25 protein-coding genes, 1 tRNA gene and 1 pseudogene are annotated in these 25,234 nt (G+C 68.9%); 11 read left to right on the top strand and 16 right to left on the bottom strand.

The genetic code is table 11. The features are described from left to right. Nucleotides 1-31: 31 nt before the first annotated feature. The 4 genes from QRN19_RS18270 (at nucleotide 32) to QRN19_RS18255 (ending at nucleotide 4,529) form a co-directional block, all read left to right on the top strand. Entirely contained in the window at nucleotides 32-1,675 is a 1,644-nt protein-coding gene (locus QRN19_RS18270) for a DNA repair helicase XPB (protein WP_285028651.1), read from the top strand. Nucleotides 1,676-1,721: 46 nt separating this feature from the next. After that, complete coding sequence (locus QRN19_RS18265; RefSeq protein ID WP_056007716.1) at nucleotides 1,722-2,411, top strand: response regulator transcription factor; 690 nt, start codon at nucleotides 1,722-1,724, stop codon at nucleotides 2,409-2,411. Nucleotides 2,412-2,421: 10 nt separating this feature from the next. Further along, nucleotides 2,422-4,086, top strand: coding sequence for a sensor histidine kinase (locus QRN19_RS18260; protein WP_285028650.1), 1,665 nt, complete (start codon nucleotides 2,422-2,424; stop codon nucleotides 4,084-4,086). A gap of 152 nt (nucleotides 4,087-4,238) precedes the next feature. Continuing rightward, a complete protein-coding gene (locus QRN19_RS18255; protein ID WP_064296564.1) occupies nucleotides 4,239-4,529 on the top strand; it encodes a WXG100 family type VII secretion target in 291 nt (96 codons plus the stop codon). A gap of 67 nt (nucleotides 4,530-4,596) precedes the next feature. On the opposite strand, the gene QRN19_RS18250 is transcribed toward QRN19_RS18255, so the two are convergent. From QRN19_RS18250 to QRN19_RS18225, 6 genes are all read right to left on the bottom strand, one after another. Next, nucleotides 4,597-4,842 carry a hypothetical protein gene (locus QRN19_RS18250; protein WP_285028649.1) on the bottom strand — a complete coding sequence of 82 codons (246 nt, stop codon included), beginning with the start codon at nucleotides 4,840-4,842 and terminating at the stop codon, nucleotides 4,597-4,599. A gap of 104 nt (nucleotides 4,843-4,946) precedes the next feature. Then, a complete protein-coding gene (locus QRN19_RS18245) occupies nucleotides 4,947-5,627 on the bottom strand; it encodes a hypothetical protein (RefSeq protein ID WP_285028647.1) in 681 nt (226 codons plus the stop codon). A 323-nt stretch (nucleotides 5,628-5,950) separates the two neighbouring features. Continuing rightward, complete coding sequence (groL, locus tag QRN19_RS18240) at nucleotides 5,951-7,570, bottom strand: chaperonin GroEL (protein ID WP_064296567.1); 1,620 nt, start codon at nucleotides 7,568-7,570, stop codon at nucleotides 5,951-5,953. A 203-nt stretch (nucleotides 7,571-7,773) separates the two neighbouring features. After that, entirely contained in the window at nucleotides 7,774-7,977 is a 204-nt protein-coding gene (locus QRN19_RS18235) for a cold-shock protein (protein WP_079705369.1), read from the bottom strand. Nucleotides 7,978-8,262: 285 nt separating this feature from the next. Then, nucleotides 8,263-8,835, bottom strand: a complete 573-nt coding sequence (locus QRN19_RS18230) for a LytR C-terminal domain-containing protein (protein ID WP_285028646.1) — start codon at nucleotides 8,833-8,835, stop codon at nucleotides 8,263-8,265. Nucleotides 8,836-8,856: 21 nt separating this feature from the next. After that, on the bottom strand, nucleotides 8,857-9,159 hold the full coding sequence (locus QRN19_RS18225; protein WP_086474690.1) for a DUF3263 domain-containing protein: 303 nt from the start codon (nucleotides 9,157-9,159) through the stop codon (nucleotides 8,857-8,859). A gap of 223 nt (nucleotides 9,160-9,382) precedes the next feature. Between QRN19_RS18225 and msrB the strand changes: the two genes are divergently transcribed. Then, the gene (gene msrB / locus QRN19_RS18220) at nucleotides 9,383-9,802 is read left to right on the top strand and encodes a peptide-methionine (R)-S-oxide reductase MsrB (protein ID WP_085510334.1); all 420 of its coding nucleotides are present in this window, start codon (nucleotides 9,383-9,385) and stop codon (nucleotides 9,800-9,802) included. Continuing rightward, nucleotides 9,799-10,347, top strand: a complete 549-nt coding sequence (locus QRN19_RS18215; RefSeq protein WP_285028645.1) for a nitroreductase family protein — start codon at nucleotides 9,799-9,801, stop codon at nucleotides 10,345-10,347. Before msrB ends, QRN19_RS18215 begins: the two co-directional genes overlap by 4 nt. Before the next feature lie 41 nt (nucleotides 10,348-10,388). On the opposite strand, the gene QRN19_RS18210 is transcribed toward QRN19_RS18215, so the two are convergent. The 3 genes from QRN19_RS18210 to QRN19_RS18200 all read right to left on the bottom strand — a co-directional run bounded on the left by QRN19_RS18210 (nucleotide 10,389) and on the right by QRN19_RS18200 (nucleotide 12,494). Further along, complete coding sequence (locus QRN19_RS18210) at nucleotides 10,389-11,345, bottom strand: DMT family transporter (RefSeq protein WP_285028643.1); 957 nt, start codon at nucleotides 11,343-11,345, stop codon at nucleotides 10,389-10,391. A gap of 61 nt (nucleotides 11,346-11,406) precedes the next feature. Continuing rightward, nucleotides 11,407-11,482, bottom strand: a tRNA-Thr gene (locus QRN19_RS18205). A 46-nt stretch (nucleotides 11,483-11,528) separates the two neighbouring features. Next, nucleotides 11,529-12,494 carry a DsbA family protein gene (locus QRN19_RS18200; protein ID WP_285028642.1) on the bottom strand — a complete coding sequence of 322 codons (966 nt, stop codon included), beginning with the start codon at nucleotides 12,492-12,494 and terminating at the stop codon, nucleotides 11,529-11,531. A 256-nt stretch (nucleotides 12,495-12,750) separates the two neighbouring features. Between QRN19_RS18200 and QRN19_RS18195 the strand changes: the two genes are divergently transcribed. Further along, the gene (locus QRN19_RS18195; RefSeq protein WP_079705359.1) at nucleotides 12,751-13,860 is read left to right on the top strand and encodes an ABC transporter ATP-binding protein; all 1,110 of its coding nucleotides are present in this window, start codon (nucleotides 12,751-12,753) and stop codon (nucleotides 13,858-13,860) included. A gap of 104 nt (nucleotides 13,861-13,964) precedes the next feature. Then, a complete protein-coding gene (locus QRN19_RS18190; protein WP_064296363.1) occupies nucleotides 13,965-15,245 on the top strand; it encodes a DUF4032 domain-containing protein in 1,281 nt (426 codons plus the stop codon). A gap of 96 nt (nucleotides 15,246-15,341) precedes the next feature. On the opposite strand, the gene rlmB is transcribed toward QRN19_RS18190, so the two are convergent. Together rlmB and cysS are read right to left on the bottom strand one after the other, a co-directional pair. Beyond that, complete coding sequence (gene rlmB / locus QRN19_RS18185) at nucleotides 15,342-16,352, bottom strand: 23S rRNA (guanosine(2251)-2'-O)-methyltransferase RlmB (RefSeq protein ID WP_085510329.1); 1,011 nt, start codon at nucleotides 16,350-16,352, stop codon at nucleotides 15,342-15,344. After that, nucleotides 16,342-17,796, bottom strand: coding sequence for a cysteine--tRNA ligase (cysS, locus tag QRN19_RS18180; protein WP_285028641.1), 1,455 nt, complete (start codon nucleotides 17,794-17,796; stop codon nucleotides 16,342-16,344). The genes rlmB and cysS overlap by 11 nt, the downstream gene beginning before the upstream one ends. A gap of 40 nt (nucleotides 17,797-17,836) precedes the next feature. Between cysS and QRN19_RS18175 the strand changes: the two genes are divergently transcribed. Then, a complete protein-coding gene (locus QRN19_RS18175; RefSeq protein ID WP_285028640.1) occupies nucleotides 17,837-18,949 on the top strand; it encodes a winged helix DNA-binding domain-containing protein in 1,113 nt (370 codons plus the stop codon). 11 nt (nucleotides 18,950-18,960) lie between these two features. Here QRN19_RS18175 and ispD read toward each other — a convergent pair whose 3' ends face one another. Continuing rightward, the gene (gene ispD / locus QRN19_RS18170; RefSeq protein WP_285028639.1) at nucleotides 18,961-20,217 is read right to left on the bottom strand and encodes a 2-C-methyl-D-erythritol 4-phosphate cytidylyltransferase; all 1,257 of its coding nucleotides are present in this window, start codon (nucleotides 20,215-20,217) and stop codon (nucleotides 18,961-18,963) included. 46 nt (nucleotides 20,218-20,263) lie between these two features. After that, a complete protein-coding gene (locus tag QRN19_RS18165) occupies nucleotides 20,264-20,746 on the bottom strand; it encodes a CarD family transcriptional regulator (protein WP_285028638.1) in 483 nt (160 codons plus the stop codon). Between the two features lie 211 nt (nucleotides 20,747-20,957). Between QRN19_RS18165 and QRN19_RS18160 the strand changes: the two genes are divergently transcribed. Continuing rightward, nucleotides 20,958-21,491 carry a hypothetical protein gene (locus QRN19_RS18160; protein ID WP_194602081.1) on the top strand — a complete coding sequence of 178 codons (534 nt, stop codon included), beginning with the start codon at nucleotides 20,958-20,960 and terminating at the stop codon, nucleotides 21,489-21,491. Between the two features lie 76 nt (nucleotides 21,492-21,567). Here QRN19_RS18160 and QRN19_RS18155 read toward each other — a convergent pair whose 3' ends face one another. Together QRN19_RS18155 and QRN19_RS18150 are read right to left on the bottom strand one after the other, a co-directional pair. Then, nucleotides 21,568-22,251, bottom strand: coding sequence for a response regulator (locus QRN19_RS18155; protein WP_064296370.1), 684 nt, complete (start codon nucleotides 22,249-22,251; stop codon nucleotides 21,568-21,570). Beyond that, nucleotides 22,248-23,414 carry a sensor histidine kinase gene (locus QRN19_RS18150; RefSeq protein WP_285028637.1) on the bottom strand — a complete coding sequence of 389 codons (1,167 nt, stop codon included), beginning with the start codon at nucleotides 23,412-23,414 and terminating at the stop codon, nucleotides 22,248-22,250. Before QRN19_RS18150 ends, QRN19_RS18155 begins: the two co-directional genes overlap by 4 nt. Before the next feature lie 166 nt (nucleotides 23,415-23,580). On the opposite strand from QRN19_RS18150, the gene phoU reads away from it, so the two are divergent. Beyond that, nucleotides 23,581-24,249, top strand: a complete 669-nt coding sequence (gene phoU / locus QRN19_RS18145) for a phosphate signaling complex protein PhoU (RefSeq protein WP_064296372.1) — start codon at nucleotides 23,581-23,583, stop codon at nucleotides 24,247-24,249. Between the two features lie 76 nt (nucleotides 24,250-24,325). On the opposite strand, the pseudogene QRN19_RS18140 reads toward phoU, so the two are convergent. Beyond that, nucleotides 24,326-25,234, bottom strand: a pseudogene (locus tag QRN19_RS18140) (hypothetical protein); the annotation flags it as partial.

Genomic DNA, 25,234 nt, shown 5'->3' with positions numbered 1-25,234 from the left:
CGCACCGGATCCGCCGGTAGACTCGACCGTTATGTCTGATGGACCACTGATCGTCCAAAGCGACCGCACCGTGCTGCTCGAGGTCGCCCACCCGCTCGCCGAGGACGCCCGCCACGATCTCTCGGTGTTTGCCGAGCTCGAGCGCGCGCCGGAGCACATCCACACCTACCGGATCACCCGTCTCGGACTCTGGAACGCGCGGGCCGCCGGGCACGATGCCGACCAGATGATCGAGACGCTGGAGCGGTACTCGAAGTTCTCCATCCCCGCGTCCGTGACGATCGACATGCGCGAGACCGTCAACCGCTACGGCCGGCTCGTGATCGAACGCTCCGACGAGGGCGAGCTCGTCCTCCGCTCCACGGACCTGCCGATCCTGACCGAGGTCGCCGGCGCCAAGCGGATCGCGCCCCTCCTCATCGGACATCCGACGCCGGACACGTTCCTCGTCGAGCCGTGGGCACGCGGTGCGCTCAAGCAGGAACTCGTGAAGCTGGGCTGGCCCGCCGAGGACCTCGCCGGGTACACCGCCGGCACACCGCACCAGATCGACCTGGTCGAGGACGGCTGGCACCTCCGCGACTATCAGCAGCAGGCGGTCGACAACTTCTTCTCCGGCGGTTCCGGTGTCGTGGTGCTGCCCTGTGGTGCGGGCAAGACCCTGGTCGGCGCCGGCGCGATGGCGACGGCGTCCACCAACACCCTCATCCTCGTCACGAACACGGTGTCGGCGCGGCAGTGGCGCGACGAGCTGTTGAAGCGCACCTCCCTCACCGCCGAGGAGATCGGCGAGTACTCGGGGCAGGTCAAGGAGGTCAAGCCGGTCACGATCGCGACCTATCAGATCCTCACGGCCAAGCGGAAGGGCGAGTACGCCCACCTCGCGCTCCTCGACGCCATGGACTGGGGCCTCGTGGTCTACGACGAGGTGCACCTGCTCCCGGCCCCCGTCTTCAAGCTCACCGCCGAGCTGCAGGCGCGGCGGCGTCTCGGCCTGACGGCGACGCTCATCCGGGAGGACGGCCGTGAGGGCGACGTCTTCTCGCTCATCGGGCCGAAGCGGTTCGACGCCCCGTGGAAGGAGATCGAGGCGCAGGGCTTCATCTCCCCCGCCGCGTGCTTCGAGGTGCGCGTCGACCTGCCTCAGGCCGACCGACTCACCTACGCCGCCTCCGCCGACGACGAACGGTACCGCCTCGCGGCGACCGCTCCGGCCAAGCTCGACGTCGTCCGGCAGCTCGTCGAACGGCACCGGGGCGAGCAGATCCTCGTCATCGGGCAGTACCTCGATCAGATCCAGGAGCTGGCCGATACGCTCGGAGCCCCGCAGTTGACGGGCTCCACCCCGGTCGACGAGCGCGAGCGGCTCTATCAGGCGTTCCGCGACGGCACCGAACAGGTGCTCGTCGTCTCGAAGGTCGCGAACTTCTCGGTCGACCTGCCCGAAGCGACCGTCGCCATCCAGGTGTCGGGGTCGTTCGGTTCACGACAGGAGGAGGCGCAGCGTCTCGGCCGCCTGTTGCGCCCGAAGTCCACGGGACTCACCGCGAGCTTCTACACCCTGGTGTCACGCGACACGGTCGATCAGGAGTTCGCGCAGAACCGCCAGCGCTTCCTCGCGGAACAGGGCTACAGCTACACGATCCTCGACGCCCACGCCCTGCAGACCGCGTGAACCACGCTCTCAGAAAAGTCTCAAGAAACGTGCAGATAATGGTGTCATGACCGGACCCCGCATCCTCATCGTCGACGACGAACCGAACATCCGCGACCTCCTCACCACCAGCCTGCGATTCGCCGGCTTCGCCGTCCGTGCCGTGGGCAACGGCGCTGCCGCCATCTCGGCGGTCCTCGAGGAGGAGCCCGACCTCATCATCCTCGACGTGATGCTGCCGGACATGAACGGCTTCGGCGTCACCAAGCGTCTGCGCAGCGCCGGCTACACGGCGCCCATCCTCTTCCTCACCGCGAAGGACGACACGGAGGACAAGATCACCGGCCTCACGGTCGGCGGCGACGACTACGTCACCAAGCCGTTCAGCCTCGACGAGATCGTGGCACGTATCAAGGCCATCCTCCGCCGGACGATGCAGGCCGACGAGGATGCGGTGATCCGCACCGGCGAGCTGACGATGGACCAGGACACCCACGAGGTCCTCGTCGGCGACACCCCGATCGACCTCAGCCCGACCGAGTTCAAGCTCCTCCGCTACCTCATGCTCAACCCGAACCGCGTCCTGTCGAAGGCCCAGATCCTCGACCACGTCTGGGAGTACGACTTCAACGGCGACGCCGGCATCGTCGAGAGCTACATCTCCTACCTGCGCCGGAAGCTCGACCAGTTCTCCAGCGAGCCGCTCATCCAGACCAAGCGCGGATTCGGCTACATGCTCAAGGCCGGGAAGGCGTAGCCCCCACCCGATGGCCGATTCCCTGTCCACCTGGTGGAGCAGCGTCTCACTCCGGACGAAGATCACCGGGGTGACGGTGCTCGTCCTCGCCTTCGGCCTGCTCGTCGCGGGCATGGGGACGACCCCGCTCCTCAAAGAGGTCCTCACCCAGCAGGCGAACGACAGTCTGATCACTGCAGCCAAGGGCAAGATCGTCGGAGAGATCTCCGAGGACGGTCAGCTCCAGCTCGACGCCCCTTCGACGCTGTTCGTCGCCGTGTACGACACGAACGGCGAACTCCGGGCTTCGTCCGGATGGGACGACAGCATCGCTCCCGAGCACCCGGCGCACCTCAGTGCGAACGACGTCGCCGCGAGCGGGACCCAGATCTACACCACCACCAACGCGAGTGGCACGATCGTCTACCACGCGGTCTCGGTGCCGGTCACCCTCGACGGGTTCCGCACGGGAGCGGCATGGGTCGCCATCTCGATGCAGGGCACCGACAACACCATCGCGACCTACCTCACGATCTTCTTCGTCCTCGGCGTGCTCATCATCGTGGTCGGAGCGCTCCTCACCCGGTGGCTGGTGACGGGCACCTTCGAACCGCTCCGCCAGGTGGAACGGACGGCCGCCGCGTTCGCCGACGGCGACTTCAGCCAGCGACTCGCCGGCTCGACGCCGAACACCGAGGTGGGGCGGCTCAGCCGGTCGCTCAACACGATGCTGGCCCGCATCGACCGCGCGTACTCGGATCGCGGGAAGACCATCGAACAGATGCGGAACTTCGTCGGCGATGCGAGCCACGAGCTGCGGACCCCGCTCGTCTCCGTCCGCGGCTACGCCGAGCTCTACCGGATGGGCGCACTCCAGACGCCACAGGACGTGGCGCAGGCCATGGAGCGCATCGAGAAGGAGGCCATCCGCATGGGTGCGCTCGTCGAGGACCTCCTTCAGCTCGCCCGCCTCGATGAGACGCGACCGCTGAACGTCGCCCCCGTCGACCTGCTCCCGATCGCGCGCGACGCCGCTCTCGACACCACGGCCCAGGCGCCCGGGCGCACGGTCCAGGTGGTCCGCGACGAACGCACGGCGCGAGCCGCCGACGACGATACCTCCGAGACGACCGGCGAGTCCTCGGCCGCCGGCGAAGCACCCGCCCAGACGGGCTCGACCGGGCCGATCTTCGGCGCGACGTTCAACCGCTTCCGGCGTCGGCCGAAGCCGTCCGGTGACGCCACCACGACCGACACGAAGCCGATCGCCGAACCGCTCACGCTGGCCGTGCCGCCGATCGTCCTCGGCGAGGAGAACAAGATCCGGCAGGTCGTCACCAACCTCATCGGAAACGCCTTGCGCTTCACGCCCGCCGACAGCCCGATCGAGCTCGCGGTCGGCACGGACTCCCGCGCCGGGACCGCCAGCATCGCCATCGTCGACCACGGCGAAGGCATCCCCCCGCAGATCCGCGAGAAGATCTTCCAGCGCTTCTGGCGTGCCGACAGTTCGCGGACCCGCGAGACCGGCGGCAGCGGTCTCGGACTGGCGATCGTCGCGTCCATCGTCGCGGCGCACGGCGGAACCGTCGACGTGACCGAGACCCCCGGCGGCGGCGCGACGTTCCGCGTCATCCTGCCGCTCGCCCCGTCGGCCGCCACGAGCCCCATCGTCATCGCGGGCCCTCCGGCCTGACCCGGCAGCGGACTGCTCGACCCTCCTCCACAGGCTCCGGCCTGCCCCGGAGTGCGCGCCCGAGTCCGTCCCGGCCGGTTCCGGCCGGCGGCGAGCACCTACCGTCTCGGTAGCGGCGATGACAGGCATCGCCCGGACGAACGGAGTTCCCGATGGCCACTTTCCAGGTCGACAGCGACGCGGTCGAGCGCGCCTCCACGGCGGCGCGCGTCACGATCGAGCAGATCCAGAACGAGGTCGCCCGTCTGCACACGCAGCTGGCGGCACTCGACGGCCAGTGGACCGGCGCGGCGGCGGCCGCGTTCCACGGTGTCGTCGAGCGCTGGAGGGGCACCCAGCGTCAGGTCGAGGAGAACCTCGGCGAGATCAGCCGAGCGCTCGCCGTCGCGGGCACGCAGTACGCCGAGATCGAGCGCGCGAACGCGAGCATGTTCAGCGGGTGACGTACCCGTCGCAGCAGCCGGAGCCGGATGGTTCCGGCCTCGGCTGCTCCGACGTTGGCAGCGGTGATCAGGGACGCGCGGCGATACCGGCGGCGGCGAGTGCTGCGTAGGCGAGAGCCTGCTGACGCAGCTCGTCGACGTCGTAGGTGTCGTCGAGGGAACTCTCGTTGTTCGCCTCGACCTCCAACCAGTGCCCGGCGACCGCCATCTGCACGCTGCACGTGGACCACGGACTCGTCTTGCACTCAATGAAGGCGTCCCGGGCTCCGAGCCCGTCGATCGTCAAGAACTCGATGTCCGCTCCCGCGCTCATGCGGGTCTCGACCAGCTGCTCGTACGCCCAGCGTCCGCCCGGGAGCGCTCGCAGGATGCCTCGCGACGAGTCACTGTCGGGGAGGGAGAAGATGCAGTCCGGCGCTAGTCATCGGCGGCGACGCCTCGGTCCCACAATCGCTTCTTCGGTGCCGAGTTGTAGGTGAGCTCCTGGCCGAAGGCCTCACTCATCGCCGCCACAGGCACGAACGCCTCGCACTCCGTCGGCAGCGCGTTCGCCCCCGGCGTCGTCCCGCCCCAGGCGTACCGTGGCGCCGTGCCGACCGGTTCGAGCGCCGAACGGATCGCCTCGATGAAGGGCGATACCGCCGCGACGGCTTCCTCGTCCGATGCCGCAGCGTTGTCGGCCGGACCGTTGATGATCAAGTCGACCCAGCTGTCGCCGACCAGGAAGTTGATGCTGCAGACGCCGAGCACGCTGCCGTTCTGGGTGAAGCAGGACAGCTTCGTGGAGTCCGGCCACGGCCCTGATTCGCCGTTCGCCCAGCGTTCGTAGTAGAAGTCCCAGTCGGCGTGCGATCCGGGCAGGATGGTCAACTCGGCCCACCGTTCCGTTCCGACCGGCGTCCCACCCTCCGCCAGGTCTCTCGGCTCACCATTGCTCCACGTGCAGTGCATGCCCCCGAGCGAGGTCGCCGCCCACAGCAGCGGGTTCGCGCTGGACGGGTCAGCGAAAGCGGGCTCCAGGATCGCCGTGGGGGCGAGCGCGGTCGCCACCACGTCCTGGGGGACGAGATTCTCGCACCCGAAGCCGTATGAGCTCACCGGCGCAGTCGGCTTAGCCGTCGCCGAGGGCACCGGCGACGATGACGCCGTCGGTGATGCGGTCGGAGCCGCCTCACTCGGCGTGCACGCGGCCAGCGCCAGAACCAATACAGCGGCGATCGCCGCTCCCCCGATACGTCTCATAGCTCGATCGTAGGAACTGGCGCGCGGGCCGATATGCCGTTCCGGTCACGTCTCTACAACAACTGTCGACCCCATGCGGAAACGGGCATACGGGCCGAGGGTTCTCTCTGATGTGTCGTGTGGAAACGACGCAGGGCGCCTCCCGAAGGAGACGCCCTGCGCAGGTGTTGCTGTCGGACTTAGAAGTCCATGCCACCGGTCGGGTCGCCGGCCGGAGCCGGGTTCTTCTCCGGCTTGTCGGCGACGACGGCCTCGGTGGTGAGGAACAGGCCGGCGATCGACGCTGCGTTGAGCAACGCAGAGCGCGTGACCTTCACCGGGTCGTTGATGCCTGCAGCGAGCATGTCGACGTACTCGCCGGTCGCGGCGTTGAGGCCGTGTCCGACGGGCAGGTTGCGCACCTTGTCGGCGACGACGCCAGGCTCGAGGCCCGCGTTGAGCGCGATCTGCTTGAGCGGAGCGTCGATGGCGACCTTGACGATGTTCGCACCGGTCGCCTCGTCACCGACGAGCTCGAGCTTCTCGAACGCGGTCTTACCGGCCTGGATCAGGGCGACGCCACCACCGGCGACGATGCCCTCTTCGACGGCGGCCTTCGCGTTGCGAACGGCGTCCTCGATGCGGTGCTTGCGCTCCTTGAGCTCGACCTCGGTCGCTGCGCCGGCCTTGATGACCGCCACACCGCCCGCGAGCTTGGCGAGACGCTCCTGGAGCTTCTCGCGGTCGTAGTCGCTGTCGGTGTTGTCGATCTCCTTGCGGATCTGCGAGACACGACCGGCGATGGCGTCGGCGTCGCCGGCACCCTCGACGATGGTGGTCTCATCCTTGGTGATGACGACCTTGCGAGCACGGCCGAGCAGGTCGAGGGTGACGGTCTCGAGCTTGAGGCCGACCTCCTCGGAGATGACCTGGCCACCGGTGAGGATGGCGATGTCCTGCAGCTGAGCCTTGCGGCGGTCGCCGAAGCCCGGAGCCTTGACGGCGACGGACTTGAAGATGCCACGGATCTTGTTGACGACGAGCGTCGCGAGAGCTTCGCCGTCGACGTCCTCAGCGATGATGAGGAGCTGCTTGCCCGACTGGATGACCTGGTCGACGATCGGCAGGAGGTCCTTGATCGCGGAGATCTTCTGGTTGGCGATGAGGATGTAGGGGTCCTCGAACACCGCTTCCTGGCGGTCGGGGTCGGTCACGAAGTACTGCGACAGGTAGCCCTTGTCGAAGCGCATGCCCTCGGTGAGCTCGAGCTCGGTGCCGAAGGTGTTCGACTCCTCGACGGTGACGACGCCCTCCTTGCCGACCTTGTCGATCGCCTCGGCGATGATCTCGCCGATGGTGGTGTCGCCGGCGGAGATGGAAGCGGTCGCAGCGATCTCCTCCTTGGTCTCCACCTCCTTGGCGTTGGCGATGAGCTCGACCGTGACGGCCTCGACGGCCTTCTCGATGCCGCGCTTGAGGCTGATGGGGTCGGCGCCTGCGGCGACGTTGCGGAGGCCCTCGCGGACGAGCGCCTGTGCCAGCACGGTCGCCGTGGTGGTGCCGTCGCCGGCGACGTCGTCGGTCTTCTTGGCGACCTCCTTGACGAGCTCCGCGCCGATCTTCTCGTACGGGTCGTCGAGTTCGATCTCCTTGGCGATGGACACGCCGTCGTTGGTGATCGTGGGGGCGCCCCACTTCTTCTCGAGGACAACGTTGCGACCGCGCGGCCCAAGGGTGACCTTGACCGTGTCAGCAAGAATGTTCAGTCCACGCTCGAGGCCGCGACGGGCCTCCTCGTCGAAAGCAATGATCTTAGCCATGTGTGTTTTTCGTCCCTCCCGGACGTCATGAACGTTGTTAGCACTCAATGAGTACGAGTGCTAAGTCGATTCTGGCACTCAGGGGGTGGGAGTGCAAGTGAGCACCGGCGCCCTGAGCGAACTCCCGGGAACCGCCCGGAACGACGAACGACGCCGCCCACCGAAGTGGACGGCGTCGCAGGAATCGCGTACCTGATCAGCGGCTACGCCAGGCGCACACCCTCGGCCTGAGGCCCCTTTGCTCCAGTGCCGACCTCGAAGACGACCGCCTGGCCCTCTTCCAAGGACTTGTAGCCACTCATGTCGATCGCCGAGTAGTGGACGAAGACATCCTGTCCGCCGTCGTCTACCGTGATGAAGCCGAAGCCCTTCTCAGCGTTGAACCACTTGACGGTTCCGTTCGCCATTTCATACTCCCATTGCTGCGTGCTCGCAGGCATCGACTGTTGCCGAACCCGGACCTGCCATCCGGGATCGGGATCCCGGTGACCACCCTGCGCCGAAGCGGACCCGGGGGCGAGTCGAGACGGGACGGGATGAGCGGCCAATTCCAGATACTAATCCGGAGCACCGCGCGGATTCACCCCGAAATCGACAAACAGGGCGGAGTGATACGACAACTCAACATGGAGGAAACACTCCGGAAACACGGCCGGCCGGCGACCTGACCGGTCGGCCCGCCACAGCCGCGCTCAGGCGGCCGGTTGGTAGTCCGCGCCGACCACGACGACGATGCGGAGGACCGGTGCCTCGCCCTCCTCGACGGGGATCGCGTACGTGTCCGTGATCTGGATCGGGATGCCACCGAGCGCGTTCGCGATGGCGCGTGCGACGCCCTCCTGCGACGGATCCTGGTAGTAGACCCCACTCGCCGTGACGTCCTCCGTGCTGGCGTCGCTCGTCGAGATCTGCTGCGTGAAGCCGGCGGCCGCGATCGCGGCCGCGGCGGACCCGGCGAGGCCGGTGGTGGGGGTGCCGTTCAGGACGAGGATGTTGGCCGTGGTGTCGACGACGGGGGCAGCCTCGGTCGGGGTCGGGGTCGGCGTGGGCGTGGCGCTCGGGCTCTGCGAGCCGCCGAAGAAGTCGATCCGGTCGTTCAATCCGAACAGGGCGAAGGTGCCGACCCCCACGAGCACGAGCGTGGCGACCACGGCGACGAGGAAGGCGATCCAGCCGCGTCCCTTGGGAGCAGGGGCACGGTGCGCGCCGACGCGTTTGAGGTCGGGCACCTCGTCGAAGCGATCGGGCGGGAAGGATTCAGCCATGGTGTGGTCTCCGGGAGCTGCTCAGCCGTCGGTACGGGGAGCCGAGGCTCCTCGCGCCGAGAGTCGGGCGTCGCGGGTGCGCTGCAGCCGCTTGATCAGCATGGGGTCGTGGGCGAGGGCGGACGGCGAGTCGATGAGCGCGCCGAGCAGTTGATAGTACCGGGCCGGGGACAGGGCGAAGCGGTCGCGGATGGCGGCCTCCTTGGCCCCGACGTGCTGCATCCAGTGGGACTCGAACTCGAGGATCTCGAGTTCGCGCTGATCGAGGCCTCCCGTCGGCGTCGACGCGTCGTCATCGGCAGGCGTGCGCGACGCTGGCTGCATGCTCATCTCCTGCCGTTCGGTGCCGATGCGGCGGCCGTCGAGTCATACTCCGGTCCACCGTCGTCCAAGTCTATTCAGCCGATGGCCGCCGGGCCGCATCCACCCCGGCGATGGCCGGCGTTCACCGGGAAGGATCAGGCTCGGTGCAGTGTTATGGAATACGTCGGGAGCCGCATGCACGAGGCAGCCCCGCACGTAGGATGACCGAGACGAATGGAGCAGCATGACGTACGACGTGTCGAAGACCGATGAGCAGTGGCGCGAGGAACTCACGCCCGAGCAGTATCAGGTCCTCCGCGGGGCGGCCACCGAACGGGCCTGGACGGGTGAGCTCCTCGACGAGTCGCGCGCGGGCCTCTACACCTGTGCCGCCTGCAACGCCGAACTCTTCAAGAGCGGCACCAAGTTCGATTCCGGCTGTGGATGGCCGAGCTTCTACGAGTCCGTGAACCCCGAGGCGGTGCAGCTCATCGAGGACCGCACCCTCGGCATGGTGCGCACCGAGGTCCGGTGCGCCAACTGCGGCTCGCACCTCGGCCACGTGTTCGACGACGGCTTCGGGACGCCCACCGGCGACCGCTACTGCATGAACTCGATCGCGCTCAACTTCGCCGCGGCCGACACCGCCGAGCCGACGGAGTGACCGAACCGGTCGAGCGTCCGGTCCTCGCTGCCGTCGCCGGGCGCCGTTCGTGGTCCAAGGTCACCGACGTCGCTCCGAGTGACGCGGAACTCCTCGAGGTCCTCGGGGCGGCCGGTCGAGTGGCCGACCACAGCGCCCTGCGTCCGTGGCGGGTCATCACCCTCCGCGGCGACGACCGGGTGAAGCTCGGCCGGGCGCTCGCGAAGGCGGAGGGCGACTCGAAGCCCTCGACGAAGCCGCTCCGCGCGCCCCTGTTGCTCGCGGTCGTCGTGAGCGTGAAGAAGTCGAAGGTGCCCGCCTGGGAGCAGGAGGCGGTCGCGGCCGGAGTGGCCCACATGGTCAGCCTCCTGCTCGACGACGCCGGCTGGGGCGTGTTCTGGCGCACCGGCGGCGCGACTCGCGCCAAGCCGGTCCGCAAGGCACACGGCCTGAAGAAGGGTGAGGAGCTCCTCGGCTGGCTGTACGTCGGGGGAAAGCCCAGCACTGCTCGCACGGGGCGCCACAAGACGATCAACGCGAAGGCGCACCTCAGCTCCATGCCGTGAGCACGGATCTGCTCACGGCATCGACGGCCCGACGGCTCGACTCAGTCGGTTGACGACGATGCCGTGGGACGACGCCTGAACCGCGCCGATGCGATCGCCACGGCGGCGAACGCGAGGAGCGTCCCGATGACGGTCGCGACATGCACGCCGCTGTCGTCGGTGGGCAGCAGCACGTCCAGGGCGAGCGCGCTCAGGGTCTGACCGGCCACCGTGCCGAGCCCGAGGATGAGCACGCCCGTGTGCTGCACGAGGAACGCCGCCACGGCGATGAACACGCATCCGATCGGGCCGCCGAGGTAGAGCCACCACTCCCCCGGGAGCGGACCGGGCGGCGCGACGATGAACGCGTGCAGCACGGCGGCGATGACCAGCACGACCGTCCCGACGATGAAGTTGATGAACGTGGCGGCGAGCGTGCTCTGCGCCCGGATCTTGACCCGCCCGTTGACCGCCTGCTGCCAGCCGATGCCGATGCCGGCGAGGAGCGGGAGCACGAGCAGACCGAGTGGGATGCTCCCGCCCAGCTCGCCCGAGACCGCGACGCCGACTGCGATGAGGGCGACGACCGCCCCGAGGACGCGCTGGACACTCAACCCGACGACGCCTCCCGGGCCGAAGCCGATCCGGTCGAGCACGAGTCCGCTCGCGGTCTGGCCGGCGACGACCGCGACCGTGAAGAGGGCGACGCCGAGCGTGGCGGCCGTGAGCCCCTGCGAGAGCACGAGGAACGCGCCGGCACACCCACCGAGCACCGTCCACCAGGGCATCTCCCGGCGTCGGACGGCACCGGCCACCGTGGAGAGACCGCGACGACCGGTACGGGACAGCGCCAGTCCGACGGTGAGGATGATCAAGCCGCCGCCGAACGAGATCGCAGCTGCGGTGAATCCATCGCCGAGTCGCGCGCCGAGCTCGCCGTTCAACCGGGCCTGCACCGCGATGAAGGCACCGCTGACGACGGCGATGAGGAGCGCGAGCGGCGCTGGGACACGGGTCACGGGAGGGTTCCTTCCAATGAGGAACCGCCCACTCAGCGCGGCTGAGCAGGCGGTTCTCGGCTGGAGCCGACGACGGGACTTGAACCCGTAACCTACGCTTTACAAGAGCGTTGCGCTACCAATTGCGCCACGTCGGCCGACAGGGGCTCGCCCCGGTCCCATCCATCCTACGATGACGGCGGATCAGCCGTTGGTCACGGGCGACTCGCTGGCACCCGGCGTCGGCGTCCCGGTCGAGTAGCTCTCGCTCGAGACGGCGAGCACGAATGCCGCGAACTGCTCGGCGTCGGTGAGCGAACCCGTGTACTGCTTGCCGTTCACCAGGATGGTCGGCGTCCCCTCGACCTTGGCGACGTCGGTGCCGGGCAGCGGGCCGCTGCGCGCACGGTCGGTCGAGTCCTTCACCCACGACTTGTACGTGCCGTCGTCGATGCAGGCGTTGATCTTCTTCTCGCCGCCGGAGATGACGCCCTTGGCGATCGACTTCAGCTCGGCGTCGGTCAGGCCCTCGGTGTTCTCCTTGGGCTGGTTCTCGAACAGTGCGGTGTTGAAGGAGAAGAAGTCGTTCGGCGAGTACTCCGCGACGCAGGCGGCCGCGTTCGAAGCGCGCAGCGAGTACTGCGTCCCGAGCGACAGGTTGCTCAGCGTCGCGAGGGGGTGCACCGTGTAGGTCGCGGCACCGGCCTCGAGCCAACCCTTGACCTGCTCGGCGTTCGTGGTCTCGAACTGACCGCAGTAGGGGCAGAGGAAGTCCTGGTACACGGAGATCTCGACGCCGTCGGCGGGGGTCTCGGTGGCTGCCGGCGTCTCGGCCGGGGCTGGCTCCGCGGGGGCGGCCGGATCGGTCGCGGTCGGCGTGGGCGTCGACGCACTGGCCGGGGCTCCGACCAGCTGCAAGCCGGCGGAGACGGTGAAGCCGTCGTTCTTGGCCGCGGTCGGGACCGGTCCGGCCGGCTTGATCGACGTCACGATGATGACCGCCACCACCGCCACGATCGCGAGCGCGCCGAGCACGATGCCGCCCTGGAGCAGCACCCGGTTGCGGCGGTCGCGGCGCTTCTGCTGCTCGCGCAGCACCCGCGCCTTCTCGCGTGCCGCGTCGCGTCGTTCGTTCTTGGTCGGTCGGTTCTGCGATCCAGCGCCAGACATTGATCCTCGTTTCGGGGGGCTCGCGCTGCGGAGACGAGGCAGCGCCAAACAGAGTAATCGTAGACCTGCCGCCTGGGAGAGGCCCAAACCAGGCCGGGAGCCGGCTGTGCGTCCACCGAGAGATCCGCTGGCCGCTGGACCTTCCATTCACCGGTGGTCGTGGCATACTGGAACGGCGAACCGGCCATCGATGACGGGTTCGCATCCATTCACAACGGATCGTCCGGCACGTACCTGCCGGTGAAGGAGAACAACCATGGCGTCTGTGACGTTCGACAACGCAACCCGTTTCTACCCGGGTGGCACCCGCCCCGCGGTCGACAAGCTGAACCTCGAGGTCGCCGATGGCGAATTCCTCGTCCTCGTCGGCCCGTCCGGCTGCGGCAAGTCCACCTCCCTCCGCATGCTCGCCGGCCTCGAAGAGGTCAACGACGGCCACATCTTCATCGGCGACCGCGACGTCACCGACGTGCCGCCGAAGGACCGCGACATCGCGATGGTGTTCCAGAACTACGCGCTCTACCCGCACATGACCGTCGCCGAGAACATGGGCTTCGCGCTCAAGATCGCCGGCGTCGGCAAGGAAGAGCGGGCCACCCGCGTCCTCGAGGCCGCCAAGCTCCTCGACCTCGAGGACTACCTGACCCGCAAGCCGAAGGCACTCTCCGGTGGTCAGCGTCAGCGCGTCGCGATGGGTCGAGCCATCGTCCGTCAGCCCCAGGTCTTCCTCATGGACGAGCCCCTGTCGAACCTCGACGCCAAGCTCCGCGTCCAGACCCGCACCCAGATCGCGTCGCTGCAGCGTCGTCTCGGCGTCACCACCGTCTACGTCACCCACGACCAGACCGAGGCGCTCACCATGGGCGACCGCATCGCGGTCCTCAAGGACGGCATCCTGCAGCAGGTCGGCACCCCGCGCGACCTCTACGAGAAGCCGAACAACGTCTTCGTCGCCGGCTTCATCGGCAGCCCGGCCATGAACCTGTTCGAGGGTGAGATCGCCGACGGCGGTATCAAGCTCGGCGGCTTCATCATCCCGGTCGAGCGCGAGATCACCGACGCCGCTCCGTCGAAGAACGTCACGGTCGGCGTGCGCCCCGAGGACATCACCGTGTCCAGCAACTCGGGCTCCGGCATCGAGGTGACCGTCGACCTCGTCGAGGAGCTCGGCGCCGACGGCTACCTCTACGGCCACACGGACGTCTCCGGCAAGCGCACCGACATCGTCGCCCGCGTCGACGGTCGCAACCACGCGCACATCGGCGACACCGTGTTCCTCGCGCCGACGCCGCACCACGTGCACGCGTTCGACTCGGCATCGGGTGAGCGTCTGGGCAACAAGCCGGTCGTGTCCTCCTCGATCTAGTTTCCCGCCGACGATGGTCGAGCGGTCGGTCTCCGATCGCTCGGCCATCGTCGTTTTCGCTTGTCCAGTCTCAGCACGACCATCCCCGAGGAGCGCTCCGCATCATGTCCGGCGCATTGAACATCACCGCTGCCACCGTCGACCCGGCGCTGCTCGACCTCCCCTGGGAGCTCCCCCTCGAGAACTGGCCGAATGAGGCCATCGCCTCGCTCCCGAAGGGCATCTCGCGCCACCTGGTCCGGTTCGCGAACCTGTCCGGCTACGTCATCGCCGTCAAGGAGACGACCGCGGAGATGGCGAAGGGTGAGTACGACATGCTGCGCACGCTGCAGCGCCTCGACATCCCCTGCGTCGACCCGCTCGCGGTCATCACGAACCGGAGCGACCGCAAGGGCCGTGAGCTGCCGAGCGTGCTCGTGACGCGGCACCTGAAGTTCTCGCTCCCCTACCGCGCGCTCTTCCAGGGGACGCTCCGGCCTGACACCGCGACCCGCCTCGTCGACGCGCTCGCCGTCCTCCTCGTCCGACTGCACATCGTCGGCTTCTTCTGGGGCGACGTGTCGCTGTCGAACACGCTCTTCCGGCGCGACGCAGGTGCGTTCGCCGCCTATCTCGTCGACGCCGAGACGGGCAAGCTCTACGAGGGCGGCCTGTCGAACGGCCAGCGTGAGAACGACCTCGAGATCGCCCGGGTGAACATAGCCGGCGAGCTCCTCGATCTCGAGGCCGGCGGACGCGCCGACGCCGAACTCGACCCCGTCACCGTGAGCAACGGCATCGTCGCCGCCTACCGATCCCTCTGGAAGGAGCTCACGGGCTCCGAGTCGTTCGACGCGTCCGAGCGCTGGCGCATCACCGAGCGCGTCCACCGCCTGAACGAACTCGGCTTCGACATCGAGGAACTCGCGATCAAGACGACCGACGAGGGCTCGACCGTGCGGATCCAACCGAAGGTCGTCGACGCCGGGCACCACCAGCGCCGACTCCTGCGACTCACCGGCCTCGACGCGGGCGAGAACCAGGCGAGGCGCCTGCTCAACGACCTCGACGCCTACTCGGCCTCGTTCGGGAAGGACGGGTTCGACGAGGAGATGGCGGCGCACGAGTGGCTCATCCGCGTGTTCGAACCGGTGGTGAAGGCGATCCCGCGCGAACTCCGCGGCAAGCTCGAACCCGCCGAGATCTTCCACCAGCTCCTGGAGCACCGCTGGTTCCTCGCGCAGAACGAGGGTCGCGACATCCCCCTGGCGGAAGCCGTCGGTTCCTACGTGAACACCGTCCTGCGGCACCGCCGCGACGAGGCGACCATGATCGTGCCACCGACCGAGGCGATCAGCATCCCCGCCGCCATGACCGGCCCGGTCGACTGGCGGGACCTCGTCTGATCGGGTCCGGCACCTCCGTCGACGACAGACAGGCCCTCGGAACGGATCTCCGTTCCGAGGGCCTGTCCTCGTTCGTGCGACGCGAGCGCCGGACGCCTACTCGGCGTTGCGGCGACGCGCGATCTCGTACAGCGTCACGCTGGCCGCGATCCCGGCGTTGAGCGATTCGGTCGAGGCTGAGATCGGGATCGACACGACCGCGTCGCAGGTCTCGGTGACGAGGCGGGACAGGCCCTTGCCCTCGCTGCCGACGACCACGAGGATCGGCTGGTCGGCGAGTTCGAGCCCCGGGAGGGAGACGTCGCCGTCGCCGTCGAGACCGATCACGAAGACGCCGCGCTCCTTGAACGCCTTGAGCGTCTGGGTGAGATTGGCGGCCATCGCGACCGGTGTCCGAGCAGCCGCTCCGGCCGAGGTCTTCCACGCGGAGGCGGTGAGGCCGACACTCCGGCGCTGTGGCAGGATCACACCGTGACCACCGAAGGCTGCAGTCGATCGGATGATCGCACCCAGGTTCCGGGGGTCGGTGATGCCGTCGAGGGCGATGAACAACGGGTTCTCGCCACGGGCGATGACCTGGTCGAGCAACTCCATGGGGTGCGCGTACTCGTAGGGCGGCACCTTGATGGCGAGGCCCTGGTGCACACCGTCGAAGCCGGCCATGCGGTCGAGTTCCGGACGCATGACCTCGAGCACCGGGATCCCGCGTCGGGTGGCGATGCTGAGCGCCTCCTTCACCCGGTCGTCCATCTCGATGCGGGTCGCGACGTACAGCGTGGTGGCGGGGATCTTCGCGCGGAGCGCTTCGAGGACGGAGTTGCGGCCGGTGACAACCTCGGACTCGTCGCTCGACTTCTGCTTGGTCCGGCCGTTCGTGGACGGGCGTCCGTTCTGGCCGGCCGCCTGCTTCGGCTTACCGGTGCCGCCGGAGGCCGCGTAGCGCTCCTGCGCGGCCTTCCGCTTGCCGGCGGGGTGCCAGGCTCGGTCCTCGGCCTTGGGGGTCGGTCCGCGACCCTCGAGCGCCTTGCGGCCGAGGCCGCCGGTGCCCTTGGTGGGACCCTTCTTCGCTTTCTTCGGCCCGGTCGGGCGGGAAGGCTTACTTGCCACTGATACTCCAATGTGCTCCGGACGGGGTGTCTTCGATGGTGATCCCGGCCGCTGTGAGTTCGTCGCGGATCCGGTCGGCCGCTGCGAAGTCCTTGGCGACCCTGGCGTCCGCGCGATCGACGAGCAGACGCTCGACGAGTGCGGACAGGGATCGGTGAGTGACGGGGTCGGTGCCCGACGACCACGAGGGGTCGGTCGGGTCGATGCCGAGCACCCGGGTCATGTCGAGGACGGCGACCGCACGCTCGCGGGCTGTCGCCAGGTCGTCGCCGCCATCGAGGGCGGCGTTGCCGACGCGCACGGCGTCATGCAACACGGCGAGCGCGCGGGGGATGTTCAGGTCGTCGTCCATCGCCTCGACGAAGGCGGCCGGAAGCGTCGCTCGACTGGCGGCCGTGCCCGTCTCGGTGAGCAGGTCGGCGCGGGCGGCGCGATCGAGGAAGCCCTCGATTCGACCGAGTGCGGCTTCGGCCTCGGCGAGTGCGCCCGGATGGAATTCAAGCGTCGATCGGTACTGCGCTGCACCGAGGTAGTACCGGACGACGAGCGGCCGGGCTGCTTGCAGGAGGTCGGCTGCGTAGACGGAGTTGCCGAGGGACTTCGACATCTTCTGCCCGCCCGTGACGGCGACCAGCCCGTTGTGCAACCAGTACCGGGCGAAGGGATCGCCGGCTGCGCTCGACTGGGCGAGCTCGTTCTCGTGGTGGGGGAACCGGAGGTCGAGTCCGCCGCCGTGGATGTCGAACTCCTCGCCGAGGTACTTGGTCGACATCGCCGAGCACTCGATGTGCCAGCCGGGCCGTCCCTCGCCCCACGGAGACATCCAACTCGCCGAGCGCGGCTCCCCAGGCTTGGTGCCCTTCCAGAGCGCGAAGTCGCGGGGATCGCGTTTGCCGCGCGGGTCGGCGTCGGTCGCGGCCTCCATGTGCTCGGCGCTCTGCCGGGTGAGTTCGCCGTAGCGGCTCCATGAGGCGGTGTCGAAGTAGACGTCGCCGGAGTCGTCGGGAGCCGGGTACGCGTGCCCGGCGTCGATGAGCCGCTCGATGAGCTCCTGCATCTCGGGGATGCTCGCCGTCGCACGGGGCTCGTAGCTCGGGGGCAGGATACCCAGGGCACCGTAGGCGGCGGTGAACTCGAGTTCGTACCGGTAGGCGAGCGCCCACCACTCCTCGCCGGGCTGGGCGAAGCCGCCCTCGACGCCGGCGGCGGCGTTCGCGAGGATCTTGTCGTCGATGTCGGTGACGTTGCGGACGAGCGTCACGCGGACCCCGGAGGCCGTCAGCCAGCGTCGCAACTGATCGTAGACGAGCGCGCTGCGCAGGTGTCCGATGTGCGGAGAGGACTGCACGGTCGGTCCGCAGACGTACAGCCCCGCCTCGGCTTCGCGGAGCGGCACGAAGTCCCGGAGGGACTGCGTTTTCGAATCGTAGAGTCGGAGGGCCACGAGACCAGACTAGCCGCCGTCGTCCGGGCATGATGGTCCCATGACCACGGGACGCGACGACCAGCAGGTTCTCCGCGCGCGACTCGCGGCCCAGCTCCTCGATGGAGCCGATCACCGCTCCCCCACGGGTGTCGTCTCGCGGCTGCTCGCGATCCAGGCCCAAGACCTCGCTTCGTCGCTGTGGGCGGTCGGCGTCAGGTCGACCGGCACCACGATGGACGAGGTGCTCGCGGCGCTCGAGGACGGCTCGATCGTCCGGTCCTGGCCCATGCGCGGCACCCTGCATCTCGTCGCCGCAGAGGACCTCGGGTGGCTGCTCGGACTCGGTGTCCCGCGGGTCCGCTCGACGATCGCGGCCAGACACCGTCAACTCGAGCTCGACGCTGAGACCTTCTCGCGCTCCCGCGCGCTCACCGAGGGACTGCTCAGCGGGCATCGGCGCGTGGCGAGGGATGAGCTGTTGACGGCCCACACCGACGCCGGGATCCCGATCGACGGTCAACGAGGCTCACACCTCATCATGGAACTCGCGATGTCGGGTGTGGTCTGCTGGGGACCTCCCGCTGGGAGACAGCAGGCACTCGTCCTGACTGAGGAGTGGATCCGTGCACCGCGGGTGCTCGAGGCGGACGAGGCGCTCGGCGAGTTCGTCGTCCGGTATCTCACCGGCCACGGCCCGTCGACGATCGCCGACCTCACCTGCTGGTCGAAGCTCACCGTCGCCCAGGCGAAACGCGGCGTCGACGTGGCCGCCGGACGGCTGTTCTCCGAATTGCGCGACGGGGTCACCCGCTGGTCGACCGCCGAGGGCATCGAACCGCCATCTGCTCCACGACCACCGCGGGTACTCGCGCTTCCCGGATTCGACGAACTACTCCTCGGCTACCGCGACCGTGAGCTGACGCTCCCGGCGGCGTTCGCGGACCGCATCGTGCCCGGCGCGAACGGCATCTTCCTCCCGATGATCGCCGTCGACGGGCGCGTCGTCGGCACCTGGCGCCGACGGACGAGAGCGACCGGCGTCGTCGTCACCCCGACGCCGTTCCAACCGCTGTCGCAGCGGGTGCAGGCGGGGTTCCGACGAGCCGCTGGCGAATACGGCCGGTTCCTCGGGCTCAGTGCGTCGGTCGACGCGGGCACGTCCGCCGACTGAGGGGCGAGCCGTCAGCGGCGCTCGACGAGGGCGGTGGCGATGGCCGTGACACCCTCACCACGACCGGTGAACCCGAGCGAGTCCGTTGTCGTCGCCGCGATGCTGACCGGCCCGTGCACGAGCGCGCTCAGCACGCCCTCCGCCTCAGTCCGACGCGGCGCGAACCGCGGGCGGTTCCCGACGAGCTGCACCGCGACGTTGACGACGACGAATCCCGCAGCGTGCAGCCGTTCGACGACCGCCCGCAGGAAGACCTCACCACTCGCCCCGGCGAAGCGTGGATCGTCCGTGCCGAACATGGAGCCGATGTCGCCGAGACCGGCGGCGGACAGCAGGGCGTCGACGATCGCATGGGCGACCGCGTCCCCGTCGCTGTGTCCGGCCAGCGGCCGCTCGCCCGGCCAGCTGAGGCCGGCGAGGCTCAGCTCGCCGTCATCGGCGAACGCGTGGACGTCGATGCCGATGCCGGTTCTGATCGAGGAGGTCGACCGTTCGCCTGCCTCGTGCTCCTGGCCCCGCTCCCGGTTCCGGTCCGCAAGGAGCCGCTCTGCCCGCTGGGCGTCCCACGGGGTCGTGATCTTGAACGCCGCCTCCGATCCGTCGACGGTGAGCACGGGGTGCCCGGCCTCCGCGTAGAGCGCCGCGTCGTCGGTCGCCGCCGCCAGACGGTCCCCGGCGACGCGGAAGGCCGCGACGAGGGCGTCTCGCGGGAACGCCTGGGGGGTCTGGACGGCTCTCAGGGCGGCCCGATCCACGGTCTGCTCGACGAGCGCGCTCGCGTCGACCCGCTTGATCGTGTCGGTCACCGGGAGCCCCGGCACGACCCCCCAACCGGTCCGCGCGGCGGCGTCGATCACCCGTTCGAACTGCTCGGTCGGGGTGAGTGCCCGTGCAGCGTCGTGGACGAGCACCGTGCGGACTCCCGGCCACAGGGCGGCGAGCCCGGCGAGGACGGAGGACTGTCTCGAGTCGCCTCCGACGACGACGCGGAGGTGCTCGGCCGCCTTCCCCGCCGCCCGACGACCGATCGTCTCCGCCTCACCGACGCGATCCGCGGGGACCACGATGACGACCTGGACCGCCTTGCGCAGGCGGAAGATCGGAGCGAGCGCGTGCTCGAGCACGGTGCTGCCGGCGAGAGACACGAACGCCTTCGGGATCCCCGCACCGAGGCGCGTCCCACTACCCGCCGCCACGACGATCACGCCGACAGTCGGGCCGTCCAGGGACGGGTCGACAACGGCACCCGGTTCGTCGATCACAGTCATGCCACGAGCTTACTTCTCAGGCGCCGCGCCCGAACGGACGGTCGGCTCAGGACGCGAGGACGTCGTCGAGGACCGACGACGCCTGCTCCTCGTCGGTCTGCTCCGCCAACGCCAGTTCGGAGACCAGGATCTGGCGGGCCTTCGCGAGCATCCGCTTCTCGCCGGCGGAGAGACCTCGGTCCTGGTCGCGACGCCACAGGTCGCGGACCACCTCCGAGACCTTGATGACGTCGCCCGAGGCGAGCTTCTCGAGGTTCGCCTTGTAGCGGCGGGACCAGTTCGTCGGCTCCTCGGTGAACGGCGCTCGGAGCACGTCGAACACGCGGTCGACGCCCTCGCGTCCGATGACGTCGCGCACCCCGACCAGGTCGACGTTCTCGGCCGGGACCTCGATCATGAGGTCGCCCTGGGTGACGCGGAGCTTCAGGTAGAGCTTCTCCTCGCCCTTGATGATCCGGGTCTTCACCTCGGTGATGGTCGCAGCTCCATGGTGCGGGTAGACGACGGTCTCGCCAACTTCGAAGATCATGGGTCTCGGTCCCTTCAGCGTCTCCCAGAATACCATGGGACCCCTGATCAGAGCCGGGTACCGGGCGTCCCGCGGACCGGGTGGCGCACCGGCCGATCGCGGGTCGACGACCCGGCCACACCCCTTCGCAGCCGTGGGCTAGACTCGAATCCGGATCCCGGGACACCTGTCACTCGTCTGCGCCCGGGGCCACCACATCTTGGAGGGTTCTGTGAAGGCGCGTCTCATCGCTTCCATCGTCGTCGCGGGTGCTGTCGCACTCGGCATGAGCGGTTGCAACCTCATCGCGCCGCAGGCGACCCTGAAGCAGTACGACGCCTCGGACGGCGTCGGTGTCACCGTCGGCTCGGTGGCCGTCCGCAACGCCATCGTCGTGTCCGACGACGGCGAGACCGGCAACCTCGTCTTCAGCGTCGCGAACCGCGACGACCGCGCCCACACGGTGCTGATCGAGATCGAGGGCAAGGACGAGCAGTTCCAGGTCCTCGCCGAGCCTGGCCTGACGACGTTCGACGGCTCGGGAGCCAACGACCCACTGCGTATCGAGTCCCTCGGCACCCAGCCCGGAGCCGTCCTGGACGTCTTCTTCCAGTACGGCGACGAGACGGGCGCCACGGCGAGCGTCCCGGTCCTCACCGGCCAGCTGCTCGAGTACTCCACGCTCGTCCCGACGCCGCTGCCGACGGATGAGCCCACCGAGACGCCGACGCCGCTCGCGACGCCCACTACGGAGCCGACCGAATAACGCTCCGTCGCCCCACACGACCGAACGCCCCGCACCTCTTCGGAGCTGCGGGGCGTTCGTCCATCCTGGACCGGTGTCAGGCCTCGAAGCGGTAGCCGAGCCCACGCACGGTGACGAGCATGACCGGTTCGGAGGGGTTCGCCTCGATCCGGGAACGGATGCGCTTGATGTGGACGTCGAGCGTCTTGGTGTCGCCGTAGTAGTCGCTCCCCCACACCCGGTCGATCAGCTGACCACGGGTGAGGACGCGTCCGGCGTTCCGTAGGAGCAGCTCGAGCAGCTCGTACTCCTTGAGCGGCATCGGGATCGGCGCCCCGTTGACCTCGACGACATGGCGCTCGGTGTCCATCCGGACCGTGCCGGCCTCGAGCAGCACCTCCTCCTGCGCCTGATCCGCCTCGACACGGCGTCGCAGCACCGCTCTGATCCGCGCGAGCAGCTCGCGGGTCGAGTAGGGCTTCGTGACGTAGTCGTCAGCGCCCAGCTCGAGCCCGACGACGATGTCGACCTCGGAGTCCTTCGCGGTCAGCATGATGATCGGCGTGCTCGAGACCGCGCGGATCTGACGGCAGACCTCCGTCCCGGGGATGCCGGGGAGCATGAGGTCGAGCAGCACGAGGTCCGCACCGCGAGCCGTGAAGGCCTGGACCGCCGAAGGGCCGTCCTCCGCCACCTCGACCTCGTACCCCTCCCGTTCGAGCAGGTAGCTCAGTGGTTCGCTCAGGGACGCTTCGTCTTCGACGAGCAGGATGCGGGTCACGGGGTACTCCTTGCCGTGCCGGTGGAGAGATCCTCCGGCGGGGTCGTTGCTCTGGGAAGGCGGATGGTGAACGTCGAGCCCCGGCCCAGCTGCGACCAGACCTTCACTTCGCCGCCGTGGTTCTGGACGGTGTGCTTGACGATGCTGAGACCGAGGCCGGTGCCGCCCGTGTGGCGGGACCGCGCCTGGTCGACGCGGTAGAACCGTTCGAAGACCCGGTCGCGGTCCTCCTCGGCGATCCCGACGCCCTGATCGGTGACGGCGATCTCGACGACGTCGTCGACCGCCCGGACACCGACACCCACGTGCGCGCCGGTGGGCGAGTAGTGGATGGCGTTCGAGATGAGGTTGTGCACGGCGACGACGAGCATGGCCTCGTCACCGTACACCTCGAGGTTCTTGCCGCCCTTGAGGGAGAGCCCCACCCCGGTCGCCTCGGCCGGCACGCGGTTCTGGTCCACCGCCGCAGCGATGACCCGATCGAGGCGGACGAGTTCGGGCTGATGGAGGGCGTCGGCCGCCTGCAGTCGCGAGAGGTCGATGATCTCGGCAGTCATCCGGGTGAGTCGCTGTGACTCGGTCGCGAGCCGGCTGGCGAACCGCTTCACCCGTTCCGGGTCGTCGGCCGCCGTGTCGAGCGCCTCCGAGAGGAGTCCGATGGCGCCGATCGGCGTCTTCAACTCGTGGCTGATGTTCGCGATGAAGTCCCGACGGACCTCGTCGAGTCGACGGGCCTCCGTGTGGTCCTCGGCCAGGAGCAGGATGAAGCGCGACCCGAGCGGCGCCGCCCGCACGCGCAGGTGCCGGGTGGCCTCACCGAAGCGCCCGAGCGCGAGTTCCAGGTCGCTCGTGACGGCCTCGCCGGTGCGTCGGACCTCGAGCGCGAGGTCGATGAACTCCTGGTTGTCGAGCACCCGGTCGCGCACCAGCCCGAGCGCGAACGCCCCAGGCGAGGCCTTCAGGACGTTGTTCGACGGATCGACGACGATGCCCGCGCTGTCGAGGGCCTCGAGCACCTGGTCGACCCCGTCGGGCACGACCGGGTTGACGACCGTCGCGGCGCGCTCGCCCCGTCGGAGGGCGAGGGTGATGAGGGCGACGAAACCGCCCCCGACGATGAGGCCGAGTGCCAGGGCGATCAGCACCAACCACATGGTGTCCATGGGTACTACGTTACTCAGTCCGCCGAACGCCGAACTCGCGAATACCCCGCCACTTCGACGACTGTTCACGCGTGGGGCCCCAACTGTTAACCTTGGTTCGGCATCATCGGCGGAGCGGGCATCTGCCTGCCCACCGCCAGGTCACGGAAGGACGGCACCCAGAGCCATGCGCGAGGTATTCCAGCAGTCACTGCGAGAGGTCCAGGATCGCCTGGTCGAGATCGCCGAACTCGTCACGATCTCCATCGAGAAGGCGACGCAGTCCTTCGGCAACTCGGACGTCGCGGTCGCTGAAGAGGTCATCGCCAACGACAACCGCATCGACCAGCTCGCGATCGAACTCGACGAGCTCGCCATCGACATCCTCGCCCGCCAGCAGCCGGTCGCGCGCGACCTGCGCATCGTCGTGAGCGCGTTGCGGATCAGCGCCTCGCTCGAGCGGATGGGCGACATGGCCGAGCACATCGCCCAGCTGTCGCGGTACCGCTTCCCCGACAAGGCCGTTCCCAAGGGCCTGCGGACCACCTTCGCCGAGATGGGTCGACTCGACGTCTCGATCGCCCGCAAGCTGACGGAGTTGCTGCGCACCCAGGACCCGCGTATCGCCGACGAGATCCGCAACGACGACGACGACGTCGACGAGCTGCACGCCAGCGTCTTCGAGAAGGTCCTCGGCGACACCTGGAAGGGCGAGCCCGTCGCGACCGTCGACGCCACCCTGGCCTCGCGGTACCACGAGCGCTTCGCCGACCACGCCGTCTCCATCGCCAAGAAGGTCCAGTACCTCGCAACGGGCGACTGGATCCCCGAGGCGACCACGCCGGTGCACCACTGACCAGCTGACGCCGGACACCCCGACGAGCGGTGTCGACCCGAGACCGGGTCGGCACCGCTCGTCCGTTCGTGCGGGACTAGCTCATTCGGCGACGGGCGATCGCGCCGCCTGCCAGGAGCAGGAGGCCGAGGACCGTGGCGAGGCCGGCGAGCGGCAGGAGCTGACCTGCGGCGCTGCCGGTGTCGGCGAGCGTCGGCTCAGCTGCCCGCGCGGCCGAGGCCGTCGTGTTCGAGCCGGTCGAGGACGCCACCGTCGCGGAGGTGATCACCGTGGCGGGGACCGTCGGCACGACGGGGGTCACCGGGGTGGTGGGGTCCGTCGGGTCGGTCGGGTCCGTGGGGTCGGTCGGGTCGGTCGGGTCCACCGGAGTGGTGGGGTCCGTCGTCCCGGGGCCACCAGTCTCGCTGTCTCCGATCACGGAGATCGCGTTGCCGCCGATCGTGATCGGCAGCTCCAGTCCGAGGTCGATCTGGTTCCCACCGCCGAGGCTGTCGTCACCACCGGTGGTCGACGTACCGCCACCGGACGATGCCGGAGCGGAGGCCGAGGTGCCCGTCGACTCGGAGTCGCCGATCACGCTGACGGCGTTGCCGACCACGGAGATCGGCAGCTCGACGCCACCGAGGACCTGGTTGCCACCGGCGACACTGTCGTCACCGGTCGTCGTCGACGGCGCCGCCGGAACAGCCGCGCCACCCGACGTGGCAGGCGCACCCGCCTGCTCGCTACTCGAGTCACCGAACAGCGAGATGGCGTTCCCACCGACCGTGACCGGAACGGTCACCACCGGCGACACCTGGTTCCCACCGGCGACACTGTCGTCACCGGTCGTCGTCGACGGCGCCGCCGGAACAGCCGCACCACCCGACGTGGCAGGCGCACCCGCCTGCTCACTGCTCGAGTCACCGAACAGCGAGATGGCGTTCCCACCGACCGTGACCGGAACGGTCACCACCGGCGACACCTGGTTCCCACCGGCGACACT

Origin of the sequence: Plantibacter sp. ME-Dv--P-122b, from assembly GCF_030209375.1 — a bacterium.
Classification (GTDB): Bacteria; Actinomycetota; Actinomycetes; order Actinomycetales; family Microbacteriaceae; genus Plantibacter.
The sequence above is the reverse complement of the archived record's forward strand: the minus strand, read 5'-3'. Positions and strand labels throughout refer to the sequence as shown.